Raw genomic sequence first — 9919 nt, 5'->3', positions numbered from 1 at the left:
CCCTCGCCACAAGATCAAAAACCATTTAAACGCCGAACTGGGCGCGATAAGCCTCAACCGCCGGCAAATGCTGCTTGAGCTGCGGATCGTCAGCCAAGAACTCCAGCACCTGGTTCAGCGACACAATGCTGATCACCGGGATACCGAAGTCGCGCTCCACTTCCTGGATCGCCGACAGCTCACCATTGCCGCGCTCCTGGCGGTTCAGGGCGATCAGCACGCCGGCAGCCTTGGCGCCTTCCTGGGAAGCGATGATCTGCATCACTTCACGAATGGCGGTGCCCGCGGTGATCACGTCATCGATGATCAGCACTTCGCCGGTCAGCGGCGCGCCGACCAGGCTGCCGCCTTCACCATGGGCCTTGGCTTCCTTGCGGTTGAAACACCAGGGCAGGTCGCGGTCGTGGTGTTCGGCCAAGGCCACAGCGGTGGTGGCAGCCAGCGGGATGCCTTTGTAGGCCGGACCAAACAATACGTCGAACGGGATGCCGCTCTCGACGATGGCTGCGGCATAGAACCGGCCCAACTGTGCCAGGGCGGTTCCGCTGTTGAACAGGCCCGCATTGAAGAAGTACGGGCTGGTGCGCCCGGACTTGAGGGTGAATTCACCGAAGCGCAAAACGCCGCGATCGATGGCAAAGCGAATGAAATCGCGCTGATACGCCTGCATGAAAAAAGCCTCAAATACCGCGGATTTAGCTAAATAGGTAGACGGCGTGTATCATACACGCACGTGATTTTTGGGGCCATTTATGCGGATCATCAGTGTGAACGTCAATGGTATTCAGGCTGCAGTGGAGCGTGGTTTGCTCAGTTGGCTGCAAGCACAGAATGCCGACGTCATCTGCCTGCAGGACACCCGCGCCTCCGCCTTTGAACTGGACGATGCAGCCTTCCAACTGGACGGTTACTTCCTTTACGCCTGCGATGCCGAAGTCCCCGCCCAGGGGGGCGTGGCTTTGTACTCGCGGCTGCAACCGAAGGCTGTCATCAACGGTCTCGGTTTCGAGACGGCGGACCGCTACGGGCGCTACCTGCAAGCCGATTTCGACAAGGTCAGCATCGCGACCTTGCTGCTCCCTTCGGGGCAGAACGGCGATGAAGATTTGAATCAGAAATTCAAGTTGATGGACGACTTCGCCCGTTACCTTGATAAACAGCGGCGCAAACGTCGCGAGTACATTTATTGTGGCTCGCTGTACGTGGCGCAACAGAAGCTGGATATCAAGAACTGGCGCGACAGCCAGCAGTCGCCTGGCTTCCTGGCGCCGGAACGGGCCTGGATGGACGAGATCATCGGCAACATGGGTTATGTCGATGCCCTGCGCGAAGTCAGCCGCGAAGGCGACCAGTACAGCTGGTGGCCGGATAACGAGCAGGCCGAGATGCTCAACCTCGGCTGGCGCTTCGACTACCAGCTGCTGACGCCCGGGCTGCGCCGCTTCGTCCGCAGCGCCCGCCTGCCACGCCAGCCGCGGTTCTCGCAGCATGCGCCGCTGATCGTGGATTACGATTGGACGTTGACGATCTAAGCGTATCAGCGTCCTCCCGCCAGAAAACTCAGCTGCCGACCAACCAAAAAATGCCCGTATCGCAAGATCCGGGCATTTTTTTATGGCACGCGTTCAAGCTTGAACTTCAACCCGCGGCAAATAATGGCAGGGCAAGGTATAACTTGATAACGATAACGTTGATGATATCGATGAAGAACGCTCCCACCATCGGCACCACCAGAAACGCTATCTGCGAAGGTCCGTAGCGCTGCGTCACTGCCTGCATGTTGGCAATAGCTGTCGGCGTGGCGCCCAACCCGAACCCGCAATGCCCCGCCGCCAGCACGGCCGCATCGTAGTGACTACCCATGAGCCTGAACGTCACGAAAATCGCAAACAAAGCCATGAGCAATGTCTGCGCCGCCAGGATAATGAAGATTGGCAAGGCCAGTGAGGCCAGATCCCAAAGCTTGAGTGACATCAAGGCGATTGCCAGGAACAACGACAAGCTGACATTGCCAAGCACGGACACTTCGCGCTCGAACACTTGATACAAACCCAGTACGGAAAGTCCATTTCGCAAGACCACTCCGACGAACAAGACGCAAACAAAGGTGGGCAATTCGAATGCGGTGTCCTGGAGCTGTCCGTTCAAGAGCGTGCCGACAAGCAGGCTGACGGCGATCAGGGCAAGCGTCTCGATAAAGGAAAACGGCGTAATCGAACGCTCTCTGTTCGGCTGTTCGAAGCCCTTAGGCACTCGCGGTTTTTCCGGCTCAAGGTTCCCGGGCACCTTGACACGCTTGATGAGCAGGCGAGCAACCGGCCCACCGACCAAGCCACCCAGGACCAGGCCAAACGTCGCAGAAGCCATCGCAAGCTCGGAAGCGGAAGCCAAGCCAAACTTCTCGCTGAAAACTGTCCCCCATGCCGCGCCAGTCCCATGGCCGCCCGCCAAGGTAATCGAGCCGGTCAGCAGCCCCATCAATGGATCGAGCCCCAACGCTTTGGCGAGCCCGATGCCCATGGCATTCTGGAGCAGCAGCAGGCCGGTGACCGCTAGCAGGAAAATCCCCACCACTCGCCCACCTTTCTTCAAGCTGGCAAAGTCTGCACTCAGGCCAATCGTGGCGAAGAATGCCAGCATCAAAGGCGTTTGAAGTGAAGTATCAAATCGGACCTCTACTTCAAGCGCTCGTAAGGCCAAGAGCGCAAGGGCAACTACCAGCCCACCCGCTACAGGTTCAGGGATGTTGTAGGCACGCAGAAAACCAACACGCGCAATAAGCCCACGACCCAGCAGAAGAACTAAAGAAGCGGCGACAAGTGTTCCGTAGAAATCGAGTTGGAGCATGGGTGTTTGATCTTCCGACATCTATCCAAGGGCGAACCTTTTCCCTGGGCGCGTCTTGAACAGGTTGATTGACTCAACACTGGCTGGCTTTGAATTCAGGGACCGTCAATGGTCTGAATATATCGAAATATTTCTAGGCGAATATTACTTGGCGCAACTCTATCAATCGATGAGTCTTATTGCCAAGCACATGCACTTAAGGAAAGGCATACAGTTGTGACTAAAGATTTAAAAAGATACCCATGCATGTAGGATAAATCTGATAAAACTTATGCTGCATATAATATTTATTCGGCTAAAAAAAAATGCCCCGAGGATTCGGGGCATTTTTTAATCGCAGCGCTGTTCGTTATTTAACCAACCGCCAAGTAAATGGATACCGATACGGCTGCCCTTCGTTGGCCTTGACGCCTGCAATAATGGTCAGCACCAGCGCACCGATCGCCACCAGCCCGAACAGGAAGAAGCCAATCACCACAATCATCAACAGCAAGCTGATCGCTGCGGCAATCGCTACAGTGATCTGGAAGTTCAGCGCTTCCTTGCCCTGGGCATCGATGAACGGGTCGGATTCACGCTTGACCTGCCAGATGATCAGCGGCGCGATCAGCGAACCGAACGGAATGAAAATACCCAATAGTGCAGACAGGTGACAAAACATTGCCCACTGCCGCGCTTCTCTGCTCGGTTGGGGCAACAGGACTTGCTCATCACTCATGACACTCTCCTTGTCTGAAGCGCAAAACAATCAGTCGGCCAACGCGGCCTTTTGCAATTCGAAGATTTCGTTCATGCCTTTCTTCGCCAGCTCCAGCATAGCGTTCAATTCTTCCGGCTGGAACGGGGCGCCTTCGGCGGTGCCCTGAACTTCAATGAATCCGCCAGCGCTGGTCATGACCACGTTCAGGTCGGTCTCGGCGGCGGAGTCCTCCAGGTAATCCAGGTCCAGCACCGGCTCGCCCTGGTACATGCCCACCGACACCGCGGCGATCATTTGCTTGAGCGGATCGCCGCCCTTGAGGCCGCCACGCTTCTTGATCACTTTCAAGGCATCGGCCAGCGCGACCATGGCACCGGTGATGGAGGCGGTGCGGGTGCCGCCGTCAGCCTGGATCACATCGCAATCAACATACAGCGTCACATCGCCGAGCTTGGACATGTCCAGCGCGGCGCGCAGCGAGCGACCGATCAGACGCTGGATTTCCAGGGTCCGTCCGCCCTGCTTGCCACGGCTGGCCTCGCGCTGGTTCCGCTCGCCGGTAGCCCGCGGCAGCATGCCGTATTCGGCAGTCAACCAACCCTGGCCCTGGCCCTTGAGGAAACGAGGTACGCCGTTTTCGACGCTGACGGTGCAGATGACCTTGGTATCACCGAACTCCACCAGTACAGATCCCTCGGCGTGTTTGGTGTAGTTGCGGGTAATGCGGATCGAGCGAAGCTGATCGGCAGCGCGACCACTTGGACGTTTCATAGGGAACACCTGTACAGAGGACGGAAAACTGCCGGCATTATAGAGCCGCGAATCGTCATAGGGCAGTTCTAATAAACTGACGCGACGGGTGAACGCACTCAAAGCCCCGGCCGACGGGCTGCAGCGCTTTGTAACCGGAGCTGTTTGGGCGCTTGCGTCCCACTGCGCTACAATCCTGCGCCTTTGCTGCCCTTCGGCATCTACCCACAGATCCCAGGCCCCACAATCAACGGTTGTGGCCGGCCTGCATTGCGAGGAACCCCCATGGTGCACAGCATGACCGCCTTCGCCCGCGTCGAAAAGGCCGGCGCCCAAGGCACGCTGAGCTGGGAGCTGCGCTCGGTCAACAGCCGTTACCTGGAGCCGCACCTGCGCTTGCCCGAGTCCTTCCGCGACCTCGAAGGCGGCGTGCGTGAAGCGCTGCGCCAGGGCCTGTCCCGGGGCAAGCTGGAATGCACCCTGCGCTTTACCGAAGAGAGCAGCGGCAAAGCCTTGCAAGTGGACCGCGAGCGCGCCGCGCAACTGGTCGCCGCCGCAGAAACCGTCGCCAGCCTGATCAACAATCCCGCCGCCCTGAATCCACTGGAGGTCCTGGCCTGGCCGGGCGTACTGGTAGGCGACGCGAGCGATCCCCAAGCGCTGAACGCCGAGGCGCTGGCGCTGTTCAATCAAGGCCTGAAGGAACTCAAGGCCGGCCGCGAGCGCGAAGGCGCGGAGCTGGCCCGGCTGATCAACGAGCGCCTGACTTCCATTGAAGAAGACGTCGCCACCCTGCGCGAACTCGTTCCGCAGATGCTCGCCACCCAGCGCCAGAAAGTCCTCGACCGCTTCGCCGACATGAAGGCGGAGCTGGACCCGCAGCGCCTGGAACAGGAGATGGTCATGCTCGCCCAGAAGAGCGACGTGGCCGAAGAACTGGATCGCCTGAGCACCCACATCATCGAAGTCCGCCGGGTGCTCAAGTCCGGTGGCGCGGCCGGCCGCCGCCTCGACTTCCTGATGCAGGAGCTCAACCGCGAAGCCAACACACTGGGCTCCAAAGCCTTCGACCCGCGTAGCACCCAGGCGGCGGTCAACCTCAAGGTGTTGATCGAACAAATGCGCGAACAAGTGCAGAACATTGAGTAAGGCTAACCCGACATGACCCACAGCACCGGCACCCTCTACATCATTTCCGCGCCTTCCGGCGCCGGCAAGACCAGCCTGGTCAAGGCATTGATCGACGCCGAGCCGCAGATTCGCGTCTCGGTCTCGCACACCACCCGCGCCATGCGCCCTGGTGAAGTGAATGGCGTGAACTATCACTTCGTCGACCGCGAGGAGTTCGTGCGGATGGCCGAGCACGGCGACTTCCTCGAGCGCGCCGAAGTCTTCGGCAACCTCTACGGCACCTCGCAAAGCGTTCTCCAGCAGACCCTGGACGAAGGTCATGACCTGATCCTGGAAATCGACTGGCAAGGCGCCGAGCAGGTGCGCAAGCTGATGCCCCAGGCCCGCTCGATCTTCATCCTGCCGCCGAGCCAGCAGGCCTTGCGCCAGCGCCTGACCAACCGTGGCCAGGACAGCGACGAGATCATCGAAGGGCGGATGCGTGAAGCGGTCAGCGAAATGAGCCACTACGTCGACTACGATTACCTGATCATCAACGACGATTTCTCTCACGCACTGGACGACCTGAAGGCGATTTTCCGCGCCAGCCAGCTCCAGCAGAAACGCCAGCAGCAACGTTTCGGTAAATTATTGGCCGAACTGCTGGGCTGAACAGCCCTTCCCAAAACCGCTGCGACGGCTTTACATTGGTAGTCGCAGCGCGCCGAGGGGTTTGCTCAAAAAATCAGCGCTTCCCTAAACGCTGGTGTTTTTTTAAACTGTCGAGTCCGCTCGCCCAACCGGGCAGCGCGCATATTGCATTCGCTCCGAGGAATACCATGGCCCGCGTAACCGTTGAAGACTGCCTAGAACACGTGGAAAACCGCTTTGAGCTGGTCATGCTCTCTACCAAGCGTGCCCGTCAACTGGCCACCGGTGGCAAAGAGCCGTTGGTCCAGTGGGAAAACGACAAGCCTACCGTGGTAGCGCTGCGTGAAATCGCCGAAGGCCTGATGAGCTACGAGTTCATCGCCAACGCTGAAATCGTTGAAGACGAACCGCTGTTCGCAGCGTTCGAGGACGAGTCCAACGAGGCGGTCTAAGCCTATGCCTGGTCGACGTAGCACGGCGCGGGGTCACAGCAGACGGCAGGAGTCATCATCATGCCGAGCATAGACTCCCTCGCCGATCGCTTATCGGCCTACCTCGGCACGGACCAGGTCAACCTGGTCCGCCGAGCCTATTTCTACGCCGAACAAGCCCACGACGGCCAGCGCCGCCGCAGCGGCGAGGCGTACGTCACGCATCCGCTTGCGGTGGCGAATATCCTTGCCGACATGCACATGGACCATCAGAGCCTGATGGCGGCGATGCTGCATGACGTGATCGAAGACACCGGCATCGCCAAGGAAGCGCTGCAAGCGCAGTTCGGCGAAACCGTGGCCGAGCTGGTCGACGGGGTCAGCAAGCTGACCCAGATGAACTTCGAGACCAAGGCCGAGGCCCAGGCCGAAAACTTCCAGAAAATGGCCATGGCCATGGCGCGCGACATCCGGGTGATCCTGGTCAAGCTCGCCGACCGCTTGCACAACATGCGCACCCTGGAAGTGCTGTCCGGCGAAAAACGCCGGCGCATCGCCAAGGAAACCCTGGAAATCTACGCGCCCATCGCCAATCGGCTGGGCATGCACGCGATCCGCATCGAGTTCGAGGACCTGGGTTTCAAGGCCATGCACCCGATGCGTTCGGCGCGGATCAACCAGGCCGTCAAGCGCGCCCGGGGCAACCGCAAGGAAATCGTCAACAAGATCGAAGAGTCGCTGAGCCACTGCCTGGCGATCGACGGCATCGAAGGCGAAGTCAGCGGGCGGCAGAAACACCTCTACGGCATCTACAAGAAAATGCGCGGCAAGCGCCGGGCCTTCAACGAGATCATGGACGTCTATGCGTTCCGGATCATCGTCGACAAGGTCGATACCTGCTACCGCGTGCTTGGTGCTGTGCATAATCTGTACAAACCATTGCCGGGGCGCTTCAAGGACTACATCGCGATCCCCAAGGCCAACGGCTACCAGTCGCTGCATACCACGCTGTTCGGCATGCATGGCGTACCGATCGAAATCCAGATCCGTACCCGTGAAATGGAAGAGATGGCCAACAACGGCATCGCCGCCCACTGGCTGTACAAATCCAGCGGCGATGAACAGCCCAAGAGCACTCACGCCCGCGCCCGTCAGTGGGTCAAGGGTGTTCTGGAGATGCAGCAACGCGCCGGCAACTCCCTGGAATTCATCGAGAGCGTCAAGATCGACCTGTTCCCGGACGAGGTCTACGTCTTCACGCCCAAGGGCCGGATCATGGAGCTGCCCAAAGGCTCCACCGCGGTGGATTTCGCCTACGCTGTGCACACCGACGTCGGCAACAGCTGCATCGCCTGTCGCATCAATCGCCGCCTGGCCCCGTTGTCCGAACCGCTGCAAAGCGGCTCCACGGTGGAGATCGTCAGCGCCCCCGGCGCACGGCCGAACCCGGCGTGGCTCAATTTCGTGGTCACCGGCAAGGCCCGCACGCACATCCGTCACGCGCTGAAGCTGCAACGTCGCTCCGAATCCATCAGCCTCGGCGAACGCCTCCTGAACAAGGTATTGAACGGTTTCGACAGCTCGCTGGACAAGATCCCGGCCGAGCGCGTGCAAGTCATGCTCAACGAATACCGCCTCGAACTGATCGAAGACCTGCTCGAAGACATCGGCCTGGGCAACCGCATGGCCTATGTCGTCGCCCGCCGCCTGCTCGGCGAAGGCGAACAGCTGCCAAGCCCCGAAGGCCCGCTGGCGATTCGCGGTACCGAGGGCCTGGTGCTCAGCTACGCCAAGTGTTGCACGCCGATCCCGGGCGACCCGATCGTCGGCCACCTGTCCGCCGGCAAGGGGATGGTGGTGCACCTGGACAACTGTCGTAACATCAGCGAAATCCGCCACAACCCGGAAAAATGCATCCAGCTTTCGTGGGCCAAGGATGTCACCGGCGAATTTAATGTCGAACTGCGCGTCGAGCTGGAGCACCAGCGCGGCCTGATCGCCTTGCTGGCGAGCAGCGTCAACGCCGCCGACGGCAACATCGAGAAAATCAGCATGGACGAACGCGACGGCCGCATCAGCGTCGTCCAACTGGTGGTCAGCGTGCACGACCGTGTGCATCTGGCCCGCGTGATCAAGAAACTGCGCGCCCTGACCGGGGTCATTCGCATCACCCGCATGCGCGCATAGCTCTTTATAGCCGCCCTCATTACCAGGAGTCATGAATGACCAAGACCGTTATTTCCAGCGACAAGGCCCCGGCCGCCATCGGTACTTATTCCCAGGCGATCAAGGCGGGCAACACGGTGTACATGTCGGGCCAGATCCCGCTGGATCCGAAAACCATGGAGCTGGTCGAGGGCTTCGAAGCCCAGACCGTGCAGGTATTCGAGAACCTGAAGGCCGTGGCCGAAGCTGCCGGCGGCTCGTTCAAGGACATCGTCAAGCTCAACATCTTCCTCACCGACCTGAGCCACTTCGCCAAGGTCAACGAGATCATGGGCAAATATTTCGACCAGCCTTACCCTGCCCGCGCCGCCATTGGCGTGGCCGCCCTGCCGAAGGGTGCCCAGGTCGAGATGGACGCCATCCTGGTCATCGAGTAATAAACCCGGCGCAGCTTCCCCCGCTGCGCCGTTTTCGTTCTGAAAGGATTCCTCCATGCGCAACGCGCTTGCTTTCTCGCTGCTCGCCCTGATTCTCGGCGGTTGCGCCAGCGACCCTGCCGACCGTGACATCAGCGGCACCTGGATCAACCAGGCCGCCATCGACGCTGCCGCCAAGGGCGGCCCGCTACGCGAAGCGCTGCAAGGCTACGGCCCGAACCTGGAATGGGACGTCAACACCCGGGCCGGCCAGGCGCGCTATACCAACGGCTTTGAAAACGTCGAAGGCAAGCTGCTCGGCGAAGAAGACGGTGCCTGGAAAGTCGATTTTTATGGCAGCTCGGCCAGCGAACTGAAGCGCGACGGCGACCAACTGAGCCAGGCTGCCACCGAAAACGAACCGCAGCAGGTATTCGAGCGCGCCAAGGTGCAGGTCCCGGACGGCGCGCCCATCGGCGCCAGCTTCGAGCGGGCGCTGTATGGCGCCTACCTGGGCGGCACCTGGAACATCACCGAAGGCCCCGGCCAGGGCGCCACGGTGCAATTCCAGCCCGATGGCCAGGTCAGCGGCCTGCCAGGGGCTGATCGCTACGCCCTGTGTCTCGCCGGCGACTGCGCCTCGATGAGCGGCGGCAATGACAACATCTGGCTGCAGCAGAACGGCCAGGGCAACACCTGGATCTTCGCGCGTAATGGCAAGAAGCTGGAAATCTTCCAGACCGTGAATGCGGCGCTGGCCGATGAAATGCCTTCGTTCACGCCAGGTGATCGGCGCTGGGTACTGGAGAAACAGTAATCACTGTGGGAGCGGGCCTGCTCGCGAAAGC

The 9919-nt window shown here is 60.1% G+C and carries 11 protein-coding genes; 7 read left to right on the top strand and 4 right to left on the bottom strand.

Features of this window, described 5'->3' with window-relative positions:
* Positions 1-25 precede the first annotated feature (25 nt).
* On the bottom strand, positions 26-670 hold the full coding sequence (gene pyrE, locus ACE04F_RS27735) for an orotate phosphoribosyltransferase (RefSeq protein ID WP_186612653.1): 645 nt from the start codon (positions 668-670) through the stop codon (positions 26-28).
* 82 nt (positions 671-752) lie between these two features.
* On the opposite strand from pyrE, the gene ACE04F_RS27730 reads away from it, so the two are divergent.
* A complete protein-coding gene (locus ACE04F_RS27730; protein WP_013694557.1) occupies positions 753-1532 on the top strand; it encodes an exodeoxyribonuclease III in 780 nt (259 codons plus the stop codon).
* Between the two features lie 106 nt (positions 1533-1638).
* Here ACE04F_RS27730 and gltS read toward each other — a convergent pair whose 3' ends face one another.
* The 3 genes from gltS to rph all read right to left on the bottom strand — a co-directional run bounded on the left by gltS (position 1639) and on the right by rph (position 4318).
* Positions 1639-2847 carry a sodium/glutamate symporter gene (gene gltS / locus ACE04F_RS27725; RefSeq protein WP_486110759.1) on the bottom strand — a complete coding sequence of 403 codons (1209 nt, stop codon included), beginning with the start codon at positions 2845-2847 and terminating at the stop codon, positions 1639-1641.
* A gap of 349 nt (positions 2848-3196) precedes the next feature.
* Positions 3197-3565, bottom strand: coding sequence for a DUF4870 domain-containing protein (locus ACE04F_RS27720; RefSeq protein ID WP_486110757.1), 369 nt, complete (start codon positions 3563-3565; stop codon positions 3197-3199).
* Between the two features lie 30 nt (positions 3566-3595).
* Positions 3596-4318 carry a ribonuclease PH gene (gene rph, locus ACE04F_RS27715; protein WP_486110755.1) on the bottom strand — a complete coding sequence of 241 codons (723 nt, stop codon included), beginning with the start codon at positions 4316-4318 and terminating at the stop codon, positions 3596-3598.
* A gap of 264 nt (positions 4319-4582) precedes the next feature.
* On the opposite strand from rph, the gene ACE04F_RS27710 reads away from it, so the two are divergent.
* From ACE04F_RS27710 to ACE04F_RS27685, 6 genes are all read left to right on the top strand, one after another.
* Positions 4583-5446: a YicC/YloC family endoribonuclease gene (locus tag ACE04F_RS27710; protein WP_486110753.1), complete on the top strand. Its 864-nt coding sequence runs from the start codon at positions 4583-4585 to the stop codon at positions 5444-5446.
* A 12-nt stretch (positions 5447-5458) separates the two neighbouring features.
* Entirely contained in the window at positions 5459-6079 is a 621-nt protein-coding gene (gene gmk, locus ACE04F_RS27705) for a guanylate kinase (RefSeq protein WP_305497909.1), read from the top strand.
* Between the two features lie 167 nt (positions 6080-6246).
* Positions 6247-6510, top strand: a complete 264-nt coding sequence (gene rpoZ, locus ACE04F_RS27700) for a DNA-directed RNA polymerase subunit omega (protein WP_003177259.1) — start codon at positions 6247-6249, stop codon at positions 6508-6510.
* A gap of 60 nt (positions 6511-6570) precedes the next feature.
* A complete protein-coding gene (spoT, locus tag ACE04F_RS27695) occupies positions 6571-8676 on the top strand; it encodes a bifunctional GTP diphosphokinase/guanosine-3',5'-bis pyrophosphate 3'-pyrophosphohydrolase (RefSeq protein ID WP_486110751.1) in 2106 nt (701 codons plus the stop codon).
* A 35-nt stretch (positions 8677-8711) separates the two neighbouring features.
* Positions 8712-9092, top strand: a complete 381-nt coding sequence (locus ACE04F_RS27690) for a RidA family protein (protein ID WP_030142177.1) — start codon at positions 8712-8714, stop codon at positions 9090-9092.
* 55 nt (positions 9093-9147) lie between these two features.
* Positions 9148-9888: a hypothetical protein gene (locus tag ACE04F_RS27685; protein ID WP_305497907.1), complete on the top strand. Its 741-nt coding sequence runs from the start codon at positions 9148-9150 to the stop codon at positions 9886-9888.
* Positions 9889-9919: the final 31 nt, after the last annotated feature.

Source organism: Pseudomonas sp. AGC41 (genome assembly GCF_057334555.1).
The sequence above is the reverse complement of the archived record's forward strand: the minus strand, read 5'-3'. Positions and strand labels throughout refer to the sequence as shown.

Excerpts from the sequence above, each read along its gene's own strand:
- pyrE (WP_186612653.1), bottom strand. The coding sequence starts at position 670 with ATGCAGGCGTATCAGCGCGATTTCATTCGCTTTGCCATCGATCGCGGC.
- ACE04F_RS27730 (WP_013694557.1), top strand. The coding sequence starts at position 753 with ATGCGGATCATCAGTGTGAACGTCAATGGTATTCAGGCTGCAGTGGAG.
- gltS (WP_486110759.1), bottom strand. The coding sequence starts at position 2,847 with ATGCTCCAACTCGATTTCTACGGAACACTTGTCGCCGCTTCTTTAGTT.
- ACE04F_RS27720 (WP_486110757.1), bottom strand. The coding sequence starts at position 3,565 with ATGAGTGATGAGCAAGTCCTGTTGCCCCAACCGAGCAGAGAAGCGCGG.
- rph (WP_486110755.1), bottom strand. The coding sequence starts at position 4,318 with ATGAAACGTCCAAGTGGTCGCGCTGCCGATCAGCTTCGCTCGATCCGC.
- ACE04F_RS27710 (WP_486110753.1), top strand. The coding sequence starts at position 4,583 with ATGGTGCACAGCATGACCGCCTTCGCCCGCGTCGAAAAGGCCGGCGCC.
- gmk (WP_305497909.1), top strand. The coding sequence starts at position 5,459 with ATGACCCACAGCACCGGCACCCTCTACATCATTTCCGCGCCTTCCGGC.
- rpoZ (WP_003177259.1), top strand. The coding sequence starts at position 6,247 with ATGGCCCGCGTAACCGTTGAAGACTGCCTAGAACACGTGGAAAACCGC.
- spoT (WP_486110751.1), top strand. The coding sequence starts at position 6,571 with ATGCCGAGCATAGACTCCCTCGCCGATCGCTTATCGGCCTACCTCGGC.
- ACE04F_RS27690 (WP_030142177.1), top strand. The coding sequence starts at position 8,712 with ATGACCAAGACCGTTATTTCCAGCGACAAGGCCCCGGCCGCCATCGGT.
- ACE04F_RS27685 (WP_305497907.1), top strand. The coding sequence starts at position 9,148 with ATGCGCAACGCGCTTGCTTTCTCGCTGCTCGCCCTGATTCTCGGCGGT.